The sequence below is a fragment of the Salipiger pallidus genome, assembly GCF_014643635.1.
In the GTDB taxonomy this organism is placed as follows: domain Bacteria; phylum Pseudomonadota; class Alphaproteobacteria; order Rhodobacterales; family Rhodobacteraceae; genus Salipiger; species Salipiger pallidus.
Genome location: NZ_BMJV01000001.1, coordinates 986485 through 1001310, shown reverse-complemented (window position 1 = coordinate 1001310; position 14826 = coordinate 986485). Strand labels below are relative to the sequence as shown.

At 66.8% G+C, this 14826-nt stretch carries 12 protein-coding genes; 8 read left to right on the top strand and 4 right to left on the bottom strand.

Going from position 1 to position 14826, the window contains the following annotated elements:
* The 5 genes from IEX41_RS04880 to IEX41_RS04860 all read left to right on the top strand — a co-directional run bounded on the left by IEX41_RS04880 (position 1) and on the right by IEX41_RS04860 (position 4747).
* Entirely contained in the window at positions 1 to 969 is a 969-nt protein-coding gene (locus IEX41_RS04880; RefSeq protein ID WP_229672927.1) for a TRAP transporter substrate-binding protein, read from the top strand.
* A 109-nt stretch (positions 970 to 1078) separates the two neighbouring features.
* Positions 1079 to 1621: a TRAP transporter small permease gene (locus IEX41_RS04875; RefSeq protein ID WP_188789060.1), complete on the top strand. Its 543-nt coding sequence runs from the start codon at positions 1079 to 1081 to the stop codon at positions 1619 to 1621.
* Positions 1621 to 2916, top strand: a complete 1296-nt coding sequence (locus IEX41_RS04870) for a TRAP transporter large permease (protein WP_188789059.1) — start codon at positions 1621 to 1623, stop codon at positions 2914 to 2916. Before IEX41_RS04875 ends, IEX41_RS04870 begins: the two co-directional genes overlap by 1 nt.
* Positions 2917 to 2918: 2 nt before the next feature.
* Positions 2919 to 3443, top strand: a complete 525-nt coding sequence (locus IEX41_RS04865) for a winged helix DNA-binding protein (RefSeq protein WP_229672926.1) — start codon at positions 2919 to 2921, stop codon at positions 3441 to 3443.
* Between the two features lie 341 nt (positions 3444 to 3784).
* Positions 3785 to 4747 (top strand): MYG1 family protein, encoded by a 963-nt coding sequence (locus tag IEX41_RS04860; RefSeq protein WP_188789058.1) that lies wholly within the window; start codon positions 3785 to 3787, stop codon positions 4745 to 4747.
* 153 nt (positions 4748 to 4900) lie between these two features.
* Here the strand turns inward: IEX41_RS04860 and IEX41_RS04855 are convergent, their stop codons facing one another.
* The 3 genes from IEX41_RS04855 to IEX41_RS04845 all read right to left on the bottom strand — a co-directional run bounded on the left by IEX41_RS04855 (position 4901) and on the right by IEX41_RS04845 (position 8421).
* A complete protein-coding gene (locus tag IEX41_RS04855) occupies positions 4901 to 6220 on the bottom strand; it encodes an O-antigen ligase family protein (RefSeq protein WP_188789057.1) in 1320 nt (439 codons plus the stop codon).
* An 11-nt stretch (positions 6221 to 6231) separates the two neighbouring features.
* Positions 6232 to 7671, bottom strand: coding sequence for a GumC family protein (locus IEX41_RS04850; protein ID WP_188789056.1), 1440 nt, complete (start codon positions 7669 to 7671; stop codon positions 6232 to 6234).
* A gap of 135 nt (positions 7672 to 7806) precedes the next feature.
* Positions 7807 to 8421: a response regulator transcription factor gene (locus tag IEX41_RS04845; protein WP_188789055.1), complete on the bottom strand. Its 615-nt coding sequence runs from the start codon at positions 8419 to 8421 to the stop codon at positions 7807 to 7809.
* A gap of 272 nt (positions 8422 to 8693) precedes the next feature.
* On the opposite strand from IEX41_RS04845, the gene IEX41_RS04840 reads away from it, so the two are divergent.
* From IEX41_RS04840 to IEX41_RS04830, 3 genes are all read left to right on the top strand, one after another.
* Positions 8694 to 10061, top strand: a complete 1368-nt coding sequence (locus IEX41_RS04840; RefSeq protein ID WP_188789054.1) for a WecB/TagA/CpsF family glycosyltransferase — start codon at positions 8694 to 8696, stop codon at positions 10059 to 10061.
* Between the two features lie 120 nt (positions 10062 to 10181).
* Positions 10182 to 10709, top strand: a complete 528-nt coding sequence (locus tag IEX41_RS04835) for a putative pterin-binding protein (protein ID WP_229672924.1) — start codon at positions 10182 to 10184, stop codon at positions 10707 to 10709.
* A complete protein-coding gene (locus tag IEX41_RS04830) occupies positions 10709 to 13273 on the top strand; it encodes a hybrid sensor histidine kinase/response regulator (protein WP_188789053.1) in 2565 nt (854 codons plus the stop codon). Before IEX41_RS04835 ends, IEX41_RS04830 begins: the two co-directional genes overlap by 1 nt.
* Before the next feature lie 187 nt (positions 13274 to 13460).
* Here IEX41_RS04830 and IEX41_RS04825 read toward each other — a convergent pair whose 3' ends face one another.
* Positions 13461 to 14663 (bottom strand): polysaccharide biosynthesis/export family protein, encoded by a 1203-nt coding sequence (locus IEX41_RS04825; RefSeq protein ID WP_188789052.1) that lies wholly within the window; start codon positions 14661 to 14663, stop codon positions 13461 to 13463.
* Between the last annotated feature and the right edge of the window lie 163 nt (positions 14664 to 14826).

Here is a 14826-nt window from a genome sequence, read left to right as displayed (position 1 = left end):
ATGACCATCCGCATGCCGCTGTTTGCAGGCGCCCTTGCCGCCCTTGCCGCCCCCGCCATGGCCGAAACCTGGGACATGCCCACGCCCTATGGCGACAGCGTGTTCCACACCCAGAACATCACCCAGTTTGCCGAGGACGTTGCAGAGGCCACCGGCGGTGAACTCGAGATCACCGTGCATTCCGCCGGTTCGCTCTTTGCCCACCCCGAGATCAAGGATTCCGTCCGCCGCGGCCTCGCGCCCATCGGCGAGACGCTGATGTCGCGCCTTGCCAACGAGGATCCGATCTTTGCCATCGACTCGATCCCGTTCCTTGCGTCCAACTACGAAGACGCTGAAAAGCTGTGGGAGGCCTCGCGCCCCATGGTCGAAGAAAAGCTGACCGAGCAGGGCCTGACGCTGCTCTATGCCGTGCCGTGGCCGGGCCAGAGCCTGTTCTCCGCCGGCCCCGTCGAAAGCACCGCTGATCTCGAAGGTGCTGCCTTCCGTGCCTACAACAACGCCACCGAGCGCCTCGCGCAACTGGTGGGCGCCGTGCCGACGCAGATCGAAACGGGCGACATTCCCACGGCCTTCTCCACGGGTCGCGCTGACGCGATGATCACCTCGCCCTCGACCGGCGTGTCGTCGCAGGCTTGGGACTTCGTGTCGAACTACACCGAGCTGCAGGCATGGCTGCCCAAGAACATGGTGATCGTGAACACCCGGTCCTTTGACGCCCTCTCGGATGAGGTGAAGGACGGACTGCTCGAGGCGGCCGCCGAGGCCGAGACCCGCGGATGGGAAATGTCGCGCAATGAGACTGCCGCACAGATCGCGACGCTTGAAGAGAACGGCATGACCATCTCGCAGCCCAGCGAGACCCTCAGCGATGAGCTGTCCGCCATCGGCGAGACCATGACCACCGAGTGGCTCGAAGAGGCGGGCGAAGAAGGCCAGTCGGTCATCGACGCTTACCGCGGCGAGTAACAAACCCGCCCCGGGCCACGCGTTTGCGGCCCGGTGCTGCGGCATATTCAAGAAAGGCTGCCGGGAAAAACCGGCGCCGCCCGCGATCAACAGCAGGGAAGAAAACACCATGAGACAGACACTCGACCGGCTTTATACCGGTGCCCTTGTCCTTGCGGCGGCCTCGTTTGCAGCCATCGCGGGGCTGGTCCTCGTTCAGGTTCTCGGACGGCTTGTGGACCGCGCCGCCCGCGTCTTCGGCTTGCCGCCAGTCGGCATCACCGTACCTTCGCTGGCCGAAATCGGTGGAATGCTGTTCCTGTCCGCCGTCTTTCTCGGGCTGGCTGGCACGCTCATGCGCGGCGGCCATGTGCGCGTGGGCCTGCTGACCAAGGCGCTGCCCGAGGGCATCGCCCGGGCGCTCGAAGCTCTGGTGCTGGTGATTGCCGCAGGGCTTTGCGTCTTTGCGACTTACTCATCGCTGCTGCAGGCCTGGGATTCCTGGGCCTATGACAGCGTGTCCTTCGGTATGGTGCGAGTGCCGCTGTGGATTCCGCAGGGGGTGATGACCCTGGGGCTCGTGTTGTTGTGTGTCGCCCTGCTTGACGGTCTCGTCACGATCCTGCGCGGCGGCACCCCGGCCTATGCCGGTCACGAGGCGGGAGAAGCCTGATGGAAATCGCCGTTCTTGGACCCCTTCTTGTTGTCGTTCTTTTCGTAGCGCTTGCCGCGGGCCTCTGGATCGGCTTCGCGCTGATCGCGGTGGGGCTGGTGGCAATGCTTGCCGCCTCGACCGCGCCGGTCACGCTGGTCTTCGGGACCAAGGTCTGGGGCAGCCTGACGATCTGGGACCTGACTTCTCTGCCCATGTTCATCTGGATGGGCGAGATCCTCGTGAGATCGCGGCTGTCGTCAGACATGTTCGAGGGGCTCGCCCCCTTCACCCGCCGCCTGCCGGGCCGCCTGCTGCACGTCAACGTGCTGGGTTGCGCGCTCTTTGCCGCCGTGTCGGGTTCGTCCGCCGCGACCACCGCCACCATCGGCCGCATGTCGGTGCCCGAACTGCTCGCGCGGGGCTATGATCCCAAGATGGCCATCGGCACCCTGGCGGGGGCGGGCACCTTCGGCTTTCTCATCCCGCCGTCAATCATCCTCATCGTTTACGGCGCCGCGACCGAGCAGTCCATCGCCCAGCTGTTCCTTGCCGGTCTCGTGCCGGGGGCGATGCTGGCAGCGATGTTCTCGGGCTACATCATGTTGTGGTCGCTTCTGAACAAGGACAAGATGCCGGAGCCAGAGGCCGCCGCCGCCGACGGAGACAGCCTGCGCGCGCTGATGCGGCTGCTGCCGGTGGTGGGCCTGATCGCTGCGGTCATCGGGTCGATCTATGCCGGCATCGCGTCGCCCACCGAGGCGGCGGTGATCGGCGTTGCGGGCGCCATGATCCTCAGCTGGGCCACCGGCGCGGTCAGCTGGCGCGGGCTTGGGGACAGCCTTCTGGCGGCCACCACCACCACCTGCATGATCGCCTTCATCATGGCCGGCGCAGGCTTTCTGACCGTTGCCATGGGCTACACTGGCATTCCGCGCGGGCTGGCCGCATGGATCGGAGCGATGGAGCTGTCGCCCTTCGCCCTTCTGGCCGCCCTCACACTGTTCTTCATCGTCATGGGCATGTTCCTCGACGGCATTTCAATCGTGGTACTGACCGTGTCGATCTTCCTGCCCATGGTGACGGCAGTGGGGATCGACCCGATCTGGTTCGGCGTTTTCCTCGTCATCGTCGTGGAGATGAGCCAGATCACCCCGCCGGTGGGCTTCAACCTCTTCGTGCTGCAGAAGATCACCGGGCGCGACATCCTGCAGCTGGCAGGCTATGCGCTGCCGTTCTTCGGGCTGCTCGTAGTGGCGGTTGCACTGCTGTCTGTTTTCCCGCAAATCGCACTGTGGCTGCCAAGGACGATGTGACGATGACCGACGACGAATGCTTCAACGTGGGGCCGGTGGTATCATCGGCCCATCTTGCCAACTCGGCCATGCCCGAGGTGTCCGAGATGGAGTTCGCCATGGCCATGGGCAACCACGCCTTCCAGCGCTGGATGACCCGCTGCATGGATGCCGCCGGGGCGTCCGGCATGGCGCCTTTGGAAATTCAGGTGCTGCACCTCGTGCATCACCGCGAACGGCCAAAGACCCTTGCGGACATCTGCCTTGTCCTCAACATCGAGGATACGCATACCGTCAACTACGCCCTGCGCAAGCTGGCAGAGCGCCAGCTGATCGAGCAGGGGCGCAAGGGCAAGGAGAAGACCGTCTCGATCACGGCGGCCGGGGCCGAGCTGTGCCTGAAATACGGCAAGGTGCGCGAGGCTCTGCTGATCCGGTCGCTCAAGGCCACCGGGATCGACTCTTCCGAAGTGTCCCGCCTTGCGGCGCTGCTGCGGGCGATGTCGGGCGGCTACGATCAGGCGGCGCGCGCGGCGGCCAGTCTCTAAAAGAGCGCCTTTGCCGAAAGCATGGCAAGCAGGTCGCAGACCCGCTTGCCCCGCATCACTACGTGGGTGCGCCTCACGCATCGGTGCCACAGCGTCGCTTTCGATGGCCGACCGGATTGCCCCCCGTGATGCGTCAAGCATTGCAACCTCCATCCCGGCGTACAAAGCTGGCGGCTGGGGTGCAGCCCCGCCCGAAGCCGGGGCCCTCGGATGTGCCCCGAACAGGCAAGCCGCGTTGCTGAAAATCCGGAAGGTCAACCGAGGCGGGGCTTCAGCCGGCTTGCGACGATGGGAGCGATGGCCTAGGGGGCGGAGACCCCATTCAAGCAGGACGGCCCAAGATGACCATCAGTACCCTCGTTACCCATTCCGGCGGCTTCCATGCGGACGAAGTGCTGTCCACCGTCATCCTGACACGCCTTTATCCCGAGGCCGAGATCGTCCGCACCCGCTCGCCGCAGTGGATCACTCCCGCCGAGGGCCGCCTGATCTATGACGTGGGCGGGGCCTACGACCCCGAGGCGGGCATCTTTGATCACCACCAGCGCGAAAGCCCGCTGCGTGAGGACGAGACGCCCTACAGCTCGTTCGGGCTGGTGTGGAAGCACTTCGGCATGGACTACCTGCGCAGCTTCGACATTTCCGAAGACCAGCTCGAGGGCATCCACGGCTCGTTCGACCGCAGCTTTGTCCTCCCTGTGGATCAGGTCGACAACGGGGTGGTCAGCCAGTCCGAGGCGGGCCCGCTGGCCTCGCTGACGCTGCCCGGCCTGATCGAGACGCTCAAGCCGGTGTTCGACGACACCGATCCCGAAAGCGAAACCCGCGCCTTTCACGCCGCCGTCGCCATCGCCAGGCAGTTCGTCGAGGCCCGCATCGGCCGCAGCGCTGCCAAGCGGCGCGCCGAGGTTCTCGCCCGCGAGGCAATTGACGCCGCCGGTGACAGTCCGATCCTCGTGCTGCCCATGGGCATGCCTTTCCGCCCCGCGGTGACCGAGGCAGGAGCCGATCATCTGCTCTTCGTGGTGACCCCGCGTGGGGACAACGATTGGACCATAGGCGGAATTCGCAAGTACGATCAGGGCTTCGAGCAGCGCGCCGACCTGCCGGAGGCATGGGCCGGGCTGTCCGGCGAGGCGCTTGAGGAGGCGTCGGGCGTCAAGGGCGCCAAGTTCTGCCACAAGGCGCGTTTCATCGCCGCTGCCAGCAGCCGCGAGGCGATCATGACGATGGCGCAGCTTGCCGTGGACGAGGCGTTGCGCGTCAACCCCGACCTTGCCGCAGGCGCGACCTCCGCGACCTGAACCAGCGGGGGTGACGGTCGTCAGGCATCGCCGTGGCAGACCACGAGCGGGCGCATCGCCGGGTCTGACCGCCGACGCGTACATTTCCGGTGGTGACTGCAGCCGCATCGGCGCCGAGGCCCGCGCGTGTCGCGGGCCGTGAATCCCGGGGCATCAGGCGCCGCTTTTCTCCATTTCGGCCATCGCGGCCATGGCGGCCATGCGCTCTCGGGCGTGAATCCCGAGCATGAGCAGGGCGGGCCAGAGCAGGTAGGCCTCGATCTCGATGTTCTCGCCGAAGGTCAGCAGGATCATCACCATGCAAAGCCCCAGCGGAAGCCGCCCCGCAGGCCCCACCGCCGCGTCCCGCAGCGCAAGCCCGGTGTGCCACACAAGTGGCACGGCAAAGGCCAGCAGGCCCACCAGTCCCTTTACGAATAGCAGCCCGAACCACGTGTGGTGGCTGCCGATGGGCATGTATTCCACGAGGTGCGGGCCAGGCTGCACGGTGCCATGTCCGAACCAGGGCGCCTCTTCGCGCCAGCGTTCCTGTGCGATGCGCTGCAGTGTGGCGCGCACGCGGGTGCTGTCGGCGCGGGCCGACTTGAACCCGTCCACGGCAGCCATCGCACGGTCGGCCAGCCATGGCCCGGTGATGGCCAGCGAAGCGGTCAGCCCCGACAGCGCAGTCCATGCCCACGATCGCAGGACCAGCGGCATCAGGCGCGGGCCGATTGTGCAGGCGACGAGACCCACCAGCCCCATGCGTGATTTCGATGCGAGGATCATCAGCATCCCGGCGCCGATGCCGGCAGCCTTCCACTTCCGCTCGGGTTCTTCGAGGGCGAACAGCACCATGGTCACGCCCAGCAATGCCGCAAACGGCGACCACGGGGCGAAGAACTGCCAGCGCGGCGTCCAGGATGCGGGATCCCAGGTAAAGAAATAGACCGAGAAATACTCCGGCCCCGGTCCGCCCACCGCCTTGAGCGGCGAAGTCCAGATGCGTTCTGGCAGGCCGACATAGGGCGCGGCCAGCAGGATCGGCGCAAGGCACAGCGTCCAGAACCCAAGACGGCACTGCGCCCGCACCAGAACCTCGCGCCGGATGGGCAGCACTGCACCGGCAAAGGGAAAAAGCGCCAGCAACGCCCAGCCCTTGGCCCAGCCGATCGAGGATTTGATGGTCTGCTTGAGGCCCAGCCCCCAGCCCAGGTGACCGGCCCAAAGTGCCAACAGCATCACCAGCATGCCGATCCACCATCCCCAGATCACCGCGGGCACCGGGCCGGTGGGCGCAAGGTCCCGGCGCATGGCCGGCCCGAGGTAAAGCGCCAATGCCGCGAGCATGGCTAGCAGCCACGCCAGCACCGGCCCTGCAACGTAGAGCCCACCCACCGCGTAAAGCGGCCATGTCCACAGGATCACCCGTTCGACCGCGCGTTCGGCCGGGTTGGCGCCGATGCGGGTGCTGATGCCTGTGCTTGGGTTCATGCACGCAACGCTCATGTCGTTGTGCCCTTTTCGCGGATGAGGCTGGTGATGATTTTGCGGCGGATCCAACCCAGTGACAGCGCAAAGAGCAGCAGCATGCTTGCGGCACCGCCCGCGGCGATCGCCAGCTTGTCGCGGGGCGAGGTCGGGCGGTCGGGCAGGGTGGGGTCTTCGAGCACCTGCACCAGCGGATACGAGGCGTAGACATCCGCCTTGCTCGACTGGGTGCGCGCGATGGCAGAGGCAAAGACCGCTTCGGCCACGTCAAAGTCCCGCTGCAGGTCTTCGAGCCGGGCAGCATCCGGGCCAAGCCGGTCCAGCCGTGCGCGCTGGGCAGTGAGAAGCGCCTCGAGCGCCACCAGTTCCGCCTCGAGCCCCGCGCGTTCACTGTCCTGCCGGACAAGGTCGGTCATCAGCTCGGCCCGGCCGCCGTCAAGCGCCTGTTCCAGCGCTGCCGTCACCCCAAGTGCTGCGCCGCGCGCCGCCGCTTCGGCGCGGGCCGAGGACATGGCGGCTCGGGCCTTGCGCACCTGTGGATGCTGTGCGCCGTACTGTGAACGGGCCTGCACCAGTTCGGTCTCGGCCTCGGCAAGCGAGTCCAGAAGCGCAAGGTAGGTGCTGTCGGTGTTCACCCGCAGGACCGCAGCGGCGCTCGCGGGATCAAGACCCAGCCGTTGTTGAAGCTCGGCCACCGCCGCGACCTTGCGGCCAAGGGCGGCGCGGGCGGTGTCGACGCGCGATTGCAGGGCATTGGCCTCGGCGCGGAGGCTGTCGTAATGGGTGGCGGACTGCAGACCGCTGCGGGTGCGCAGCTGGTCGATGTCGGCGCGGGTCTTTGCGACCGACGCCTGGTAGTCGTGTATGGCATCGAGGCTGCCGGTCTGGCGGCTGTTCAGTTCGTCGCTGCGCAGGCGGTCGATCTCGTCGAAGAAGGCGGCAAGAAGCGCGTCGCCCCGGGCCTGAGCCGCCTCGGGGGCGGGGCCGGTAAGGCGGATGTGGATGAAGGCGGTCTGATCGACCAGCTCGATCTTGGGTTTGCCCAGCTCACTCGGGGCTACACCGGCGCGCGAGGCAGCATCGGCCAGAACCCGGTCCGCCATGAGCAGGCGCTTGTAGGTTTCGGTGGGGCTGATCGAATTGCTCGAAAAGGCCGAGTTTGCGTGGCTCGAGGCCTGGCCGATCTCTGCAAGGTTCACAGACGACGCTGAGCCGGATCCGGGCAGGATCAGCGACATCTGGGTGGCAAAGACCGGCGCAGCGGTCTTGAGATAGCCGGTGATCGGAGCCCAGATGCCCGCAAGGCCAAGGGCGCAGATCCCCGCATAGCGCGGCAGCCGCCCCAGGTCGCGGGCCGAGCCGCCAAGCGCGATGCGGCGCCAGCCGGGCCGGGGAAGCTTCAGCTTGGCGCGGGTCAGGGGCTCTTGCAGGGGCAGGCTGTCTTGCAGGGTCATGGGCATCTCCTTTGCCCGCAACCCTAGCGCCGCTGTCCCCGCCATGCCGCTGCGCGGCCGGTGGGGGCAGGGGCCTTAATGTGCCGTTAACTATCCCATCGGATAGGACACCTACCGGATAGAACGGCGGTGCGCTCAGAACAGCTCGGCGTCGCGTGCGACGATGGCCGCCTGCGTGCGGTTGTTAACGTCGAGCTTGCGATAGAGCGTCTTCATGTGCAGCTTGATCGTCGGTTCGGTCAGGTCCAGATCGCGGGCGATTTCCTTGTTGGACTTGCCTTCGGTGAGTCCGCGCAGGACCTCGAGCTCGCGCTTGGTGAGGCGGCTGGCGATGGGGTGGTCCGTAGTGTCGTCCTGGCCCTGCATGAAATCGATGGGAGCGTATTGTTCGCCCATGGCCATGAACCGCACGGCGTTGACCAATGATTTCGCAGGCAGGGTCTTGGGCACGAAGCCCGCCGCCCCGAGGTTCAGCGCTTGCTGGGCAATCTCGCGCGTGGCCTGCCCCGAAATCAGCGCGACCCGCTGGCCACCGTTCATCGAAATCGCCTCGGACAGGCTGGTCAGCCCGTCCATGCCCGGCATCTTGTAGTCCAGCAGCACGAGGTTGTAGGCCTCGTTGCGCCGGATGCGCTCGCAGGCTTCGTCGAAGCTCGAGGCGCTGTCGAGTTCCATGTCGCCCTCGGCGCCGAGGTAGGCAATCAACGTGTCGCGCAGAAGATCGTGGTCGTCGGCAATCAAAACTCTCATGGGCGAATCCTGTGGCGAAGTTGCACCTCAGGATACACGTTTCAGGGGTTTAATTAAGGCGTTGGTAACCAAATCTGCTGCCGCTGGGGTATATTGGCCTATCCGACCGGATAGGCGGAGGTGTTTCGGCATGGTTAATCGCACCTTCGGACGGGGGCGGGGCACAGACGCCTCGTTTTGGCGCCGCTGCGCCCTCGGCCTCGCCTTGGGCGAAATTGCGCGAGCGGGACGGGCAGGGAAATGTCGGGGAAACGCCAACCCCGGAGAGCCCCATGTATCACCACGCCCTGTTCTACCCCGCCAAGCCCCATGATCTGCCCACGCGCCCCGTGCTTGATCTGCCCGTGGTCGACGCCAGCACCTCGGACACCATAGAGGCCCTGCTGGGCGGTACCGCGCGCAGCGTCTATTTCCTCAATGCCCATTGCGCCAATGTCTGCGCCACGGACCGTGCCTATGCCGCGGCGCTGGCGCGGGCCGATGCGGTGCTGCCTGATGGCATCGGTGTGGAGCTGGCCGCCCGCAGCATGGGCAGCGGGCTGACCGAGAACCTCAACGGCACGGATTTCACCCCGGCGCTGCTGCAAGAGGCAGCCCGGCGTGGTCTGTCGGTCTTCCTGTTCGGTGCCGCTCCGGGCACCGCGGAGCGCGCGGCGGATGCGTTGCAGGCGCGCATTCCCGACCTGATCGTGGCGGGAACGCGTGACGGCTACGATGGCGGGGCCTGCGAGGTCAGCGCCGTGCATGCCATAAACGCCTCGGGCGCGGACATCCTTCTGGTCGCCATGGGCGTGCCGAAACAGGAGCTGTGGATCGACCGCAACTTGCCCCAGCTGCGCCCCCGGCTGGTGCTGGGCGTGGGCGCGCTGTTGGATTTCCTTGCCGGCAACGTCAAGCGCGCGCCCGCGCCGGTGCGCAAGCTGCGGATGGAATGGGCCTGGCGCCTGGCCATGGAGCCGCGCCGTCTCGCAAAGCGCTACCTCGTGGGCAACACGACGTTCCTCAAGCGTACAGTGCGCCGTGCGATGACCGGAGCGGGGCCCGATGCCGTCACCAAGCGGCTCGTGGACTTCGGGCTCGCGTCCTGCCTTGCCATGCTGCTGGCACCGGTGCTGGGGGCGATCGCCCTTGCGGTGCGGTTCGACAGCCGGGGGCCGGTGCTATTCCGACAGACCCGCGTGGGCCGGGACGGCAAGCCGTTCACCATCCTCAAGTTCCGTACCATGCACCCGGATGCCGAGGCGCGGCTTGCCGAGCTGAAGGCGCAATCCGATCGTGACGGCCTGTGCTTCAAGTCCCGCAACGATCCCCGGGTGACCCGTGTGGGGAGGCTGCTGCGCCGGACCTCGCTGGATGAGCTGCCTCAGATATTCAACGTGCTGCGCGGTGACATGTCGCTGGTGGGGCCTCGCCCGGCGCTGCCCTCCGAGGTCGCCGCCTATCCCCGCGGGGCCCGTGAACGGCTGGCGGCACGGCCGGGCATCACCGGGCTTTGGCAGGTGTCCGGGCGGGCCGAGATCGGCTTTGACCGGATGATCGACATGGATCTGGCCTATGTCCGCTCGCGCAGCCTGCTGCTCGACCTGATGCTGCTGGTGCTGACGGTTCAAGCCGTCCGCTCCGGGCGCGGAGCTTACTGACCGCGCCCCCCGGCGCGGCGCCGGCTATCCTTTCGGATAGGGCGCCGCTGCGGATGCGTCCGTGCGTGATGACGGGCGACATGCGAAAAGATGTTAACGCTTTCTGAGGAGTTTCGAGCCATGCTGTCCGCCAAATCCATCGTTCCGAGTGCCGAGATGCGCCTGTCCGTTCTTCTTGCGTGCTGCCTCGCCCTGAGCGCCCAAGCCGCCGAGCTTCCCATGCCTGAAGGCCCGGTCCTGCTCACCGTGTCTGGTGAGATCTCCAACACCAGCGACGGCGAGTCCGCGATGTTCGACCTTGCGGCCCTGCGCGCCCTTGGCGAGAGCAAGATCACCACCGACACCATCTGGACCGAGGGCGACCATGTCTTCACCGGCGTGCGCCTGCACGATCTGCTGCAGCACGTGGGTGCCACCGGGGTCGAAATCGCAGCAACCGCGATCAACGACTACACCGTGACGGTTCCCGTGTCCGACGCCACAGAGGGCGGGCCGATCATCGCCTATGCCATGGATGGCGACCTGATGTCGCGGCGCGACAAGGGCCCGCTCTGGCTGATCTATCCCTACGCCTCCTCGAGTGACTATCGTACCGAAGTGATTTACTCTCGCAGCATCTGGCAACTGGATCGCATCGAACTGGACTGATGGCACCGCGCCCCTCGACCGCAGGCAAACTTGGCCGGCTCTGGACGACAGGCCGGATCGTGCTTGCCGTGCTCGGGGGGCTTTGCATCCTGGCCATTGCTTTCCTGTCCATCGAGACGGTGCGCGAGCTGCGGTTCCTCAATTCCGCCCGGTCCGACAACGTGCACTGGGTGATGTCACAGGCCGAGGTCGAGTTCCTGGATTTCCGCAATGCCGTCGTCGACGCGCGCATGTCGCCCTCGGAGACTGAGCTGGACGAGCTCATCGTGGAATTCGACGTGTTCTACAGCCGGATGGCCACCCTCGGCCGCGCCACCACCTTCGAAGCTCTGCGCGAGGTCGACAGTTTTGGCGTTCCGGTGGCCGAGATTCGCGACAGGCTCGACGCGATGATTCCCCTGATCGACGGGGACCGGGACGTTCTGCGCGCCGCGCTGCCCGAGATCGGTGAGCAGCTGGTCGGAACGCGTCTGCTGCTGCGGCAGGCCGCCACCGCCGCCCTGCATCACTTCGTCGAACTGTCGGACCAAAGCCGCGAACGGTTTGCCCTGACCCTGCGCCAGCTCGCGCTGTTCGCCCTGGGGCTGTTGCTCGCGCTGGCGGCCTTGCTGCTGCGCACCCGCCAGGTCAGTGCCCGGTTCGAACAGCGCGGGATCGAGCTGGCCCAAGCCTATGCGCGGCAGAACACCATTCTCGAAACCTCTCTCGACGCGGTGATCGTCAGCGACATGCAGGGCACGATCCTGAACTTCAACAGCGCCGCCGTGCGCATCTTTGGCCATGACGAGGCCGAGGCTGTGGGCCGCAACATCTCGGACCTCATCGTGCCGGCCCATCTGCGGGCGGCCCACGACGCAGGCATGGCGCGCCTGCGCTCGGGCGAGGAACGGCGCGTTGTCGGACAGGGCCGCGTGCGGCTTGAGGCAATGCGCCGCAGCGGCGAAATCTTCCCGGTGGAGCTTGCCCTCGAGAAGGCGCAGGCGGGCGAGGACGAGGTGATCGTGGCCTTCCTGCGCGATATCTCGGTCAGGATCACCGCCGAGCGCGAGCTGGTGGCCGCCCGTGACCGCGCCCTTGCCGGAGAGCGGGCGAAGGCGGATTTCCTCGCCATGATGACCCACGAGATCCGCACCCCCTTGAATGGTTTGCTGGGCAACCTCGCCCTGATCGGCAAGACCGAGCTCAGCCCCGAACAGGGGCGCTTCGTGCGCAACATGGACATCTCGGGCAAGCTTCTGATGCACCACGTGGATGCCGTGCTGGACGTGGCGCGGTTCGAATCCGGCGCGAGTGTCACCCGCGAGGAGGTCACACATCTTGGCACCCTCGTCGAGGACATCGTCCAGAGCCAGCTCAGCGCCGCCGAGGCGAGCGGCAACCGGGTGGAGTGGGGCTGGGTCGACGCGCCCCGTGACTGGGTGCGGATCGACGCCTCGCGGCTGCAGCAGATCCTGCTCAACCTTCTGGGCAACGCCATTAAGTTCACCAAAGGCGGATGCATCACGATCGAGATGGAGGCGGTGCAAGACGGCGGCGCGAATTGGCTCGAATTGCGGGTGATCGACAGCGGGATCGGTATCGGTGACGCGGATCTTGACCGGATCTTCGGTGATTTCCAGACCGTCGAGGGAGCCAGCCCCAGCGCCGCCAGCGGCACGGGCCTTGGCCTCGGGATCGCACGGCGCTTCGTGCAGGCCATGGGCGGCGAGATCGGCGTCGAAAGCGAGCCGGGCGAGGGCAGTGCCTTCTGGTTCCGTGTGCCATTGGTGCCCGCCGAGCCGCCCGCGCCCAAGCAGGCCGCGTTGCAGGCCGAGGACGTGCCGCCACAGGATGTGCTGGTGGCCGAGGACAACGAGATCAACCTCGAGCTGGTCCGAACGCTTCTGGCCTCGCTTGGCCACCGGGTCACCGAAGCGCGCGACGGGATCGAGGCGGTCAGGGCGGCGCAGGGCCACCGGTTCGACATCATCCTCATGGACATTCGCATGCCCCGGCTCGACGGGCTGCAGGCGACAAAGCAGATCCGGAGCGGTGATGGAGCGAGCCGGGATGTGCCCATCGTGGCCTTGTCCGCCAACGTGCTGCCCGAGGCCAAGGCCCGGTTCCTCGAAGCGGGCATGTCAGCCTTCCTGTCCAAGCCGCTGACGGAGAACGATCTGAACAGCGTGATCCAACGCTTTGCGGAGCCGACATCGGACGCCGCCCCTGACACATCCAGCCCCGACGCCGATCGAGCCGTCGACCCAGCCGCTGATGCAGGTGGTAGGGCCAGCGCAACGCCGAGCCCCGGGACGGGGCCGATGGCCCGGTTGATCGACCGGCATCGGGAGGAGACGCACGCGCTCTTCGACTGGTTGGCCGCAGGGCCGGAGGATACGGTTGAGATCGCCGAGCGCGCCCACCAGGTGGCCGGCAGCGCCGCCGCCTTCGGGCAGGCTCAGCTGCGCGCCGCGCTTGTCCAGCTGGAGATGGCGGCAGAGGGGGGGCAACGTGACGAGATCGCCGCCGCCATTGCCGAGGCCCGCGATGCGTGGGACAGGGCGCCCGAGCCGGTTCTTGCCTGACGACGTCCTGAGCGGCCTCATGCCTTTCTGAACGGACATCGCCCCGATATTTCCTGTTGTCTGCCCTCTGGCGCGCCGGAAGGCTTCAGCGTGTCAGCGTGTCAGCGTGTCAGCGTGTCAGCGTGTCAGCGTGTCAGCGTGTCAGCGTGTCAGCGTGTCAGCGTGTCAGCGTGTCAGCGTGTCAGCGTCAGCGCGTCAGAGCGGTGGCCGTACCCACGGCGGCGACAACGCCTGCCACCTCGGCCAGGTTGGTGATGCTGCTGTCGTAGCAGGCGATGGAATCTCCGGGCAGCAGGAAAGGGTCGTAATCGTCCCGGTCGGCCCGGCGCAGCATCTGTTCGATGTTGCGTTCGATCACCACCGACACGCCGGTGACCGGATCGCGGGTGAAGAGCACCGCCGAACGATGCGCGCTGGTCGCCCGTGCTCCGCCGACGCAGTTGGTGTCCACCACTGCCTGCATGAACCGGGTGCCCCAGGGCATCTCGCGCACCTCGCGCCCGATGGCCGAAACCGCGTTGCCGGTCGCGGGCTGGGTGAGGTTGGACAGGAATAGCGACACGCCCGGAGGGCTCAGTGGGCCGGGGCGCATCAGGTCGTCCTGGAAACACTGGCGTGATGGCACGATGACCTCGTCGCCGCTCAGAAGCATGACATCCTCGGCCCGCCGGCCCTCGAAGACGCCGCGCAGGTCCAGCACGTGGCGGCTCCCGGCGCGGTGCAGCTCGACTGCAGACAGGTCCGCATCGGGGCGGATGCCGCCCGCCGCGCGGATCGCCGCCGAGAGGTTGCGCGCCTCGGTCGAGGCACCAAGTGCCGCCTGACGCAGGCTGTCGCGCGATTCGGCACTTGCCGCGCCGATCTCGACGGCGTGCGGCTCGAACACCGCGCCCGACACGCCGACGCTGGCACTGGCGAAATCTGCCAGCCGCACGGACACGCGAGGGGCCTCGTCATAGAAATCCCCATCGAGAAGCGCACGCACCAGCGCTGCCTCGATCTCGGCCGGGCGACGGCCCTGCGCGGGAATGGCTGGCAGGAAGGGCGGCTTGATGGTGCCATCGCGCGATACGACGTAATCGCCGTTGAAGATCTCGTCATCCTCGACCCGCAGATCCACAAGATCGCCGCGCGACAGGCGCTCTCCGCCAAGGCCCGAGGGCGGGCCGCCATACTTGCCGTCCGAAAGGCCGCCGGCGCCGCGGCAGCCTTCGGCGTTCATCCGCGCTGACAGCAGCATGCGTTCATCGTCCGACGACAGGTCGCGGTACTGCGCCTGGTAGGCGCCGCCGCTGCGCACCGGCGGCAGGTTGTCCGGGGTCGGCGCCGGCCCGCAGCCCACGGTCAGCCCGAGGCAGGAGCCCAGCAGAATGGTTCTCGTGATCCTCATGGTCAGCCCTCGTGGTTGCCACAGCACTCTACAACCTACCGGAAACCCTTGCCCACGCGCGCGCAAGTAAAGCGCACCTATCCGTTTGGATAGGACGCAGTTCTTTCGCGCCCTGTTGCGCGACGGACGCGCCCGCGACCCGGAGCCAGCGCGGATCTATGGT

Excerpts from the sequence above, each read along its gene's own strand:
- IEX41_RS04880 (WP_229672927.1), top strand. The coding sequence starts at position 1 with ATGACCATCCGCATGCCGCTGTTTGCAGGCGCCCTTGCCGCCCTTGCC.
- IEX41_RS04875 (WP_188789060.1), top strand. The coding sequence starts at position 1,079 with ATGAGACAGACACTCGACCGGCTTTATACCGGTGCCCTTGTCCTTGCG.
- IEX41_RS04870 (WP_188789059.1), top strand. The coding sequence starts at position 1,621 with ATGGAAATCGCCGTTCTTGGACCCCTTCTTGTTGTCGTTCTTTTCGTA.
- IEX41_RS04865 (WP_229672926.1), top strand. The coding sequence starts at position 2,919 with ATGACCGACGACGAATGCTTCAACGTGGGGCCGGTGGTATCATCGGCC.
- IEX41_RS04860 (WP_188789058.1), top strand. The coding sequence starts at position 3,785 with ATGACCATCAGTACCCTCGTTACCCATTCCGGCGGCTTCCATGCGGAC.
- IEX41_RS04855 (WP_188789057.1), bottom strand. The coding sequence starts at position 6,220 with ATGAACCCAAGCACAGGCATCAGCACCCGCATCGGCGCCAACCCGGCC.
- IEX41_RS04850 (WP_188789056.1), bottom strand. The coding sequence starts at position 7,671 with ATGACCCTGCAAGACAGCCTGCCCCTGCAAGAGCCCCTGACCCGCGCC.
- IEX41_RS04845 (WP_188789055.1), bottom strand. The coding sequence starts at position 8,421 with ATGAGAGTTTTGATTGCCGACGACCACGATCTTCTGCGCGACACGTTG.
- IEX41_RS04840 (WP_188789054.1), top strand. The coding sequence starts at position 8,694 with ATGTATCACCACGCCCTGTTCTACCCCGCCAAGCCCCATGATCTGCCC.
- IEX41_RS04835 (WP_229672924.1), top strand. The coding sequence starts at position 10,182 with ATGCTGTCCGCCAAATCCATCGTTCCGAGTGCCGAGATGCGCCTGTCC.
- IEX41_RS04830 (WP_188789053.1), top strand. The coding sequence starts at position 10,709 with ATGGCACCGCGCCCCTCGACCGCAGGCAAACTTGGCCGGCTCTGGACG.
- IEX41_RS04825 (WP_188789052.1), bottom strand. The coding sequence starts at position 14,663 with ATGAGGATCACGAGAACCATTCTGCTGGGCTCCTGCCTCGGGCTGACC.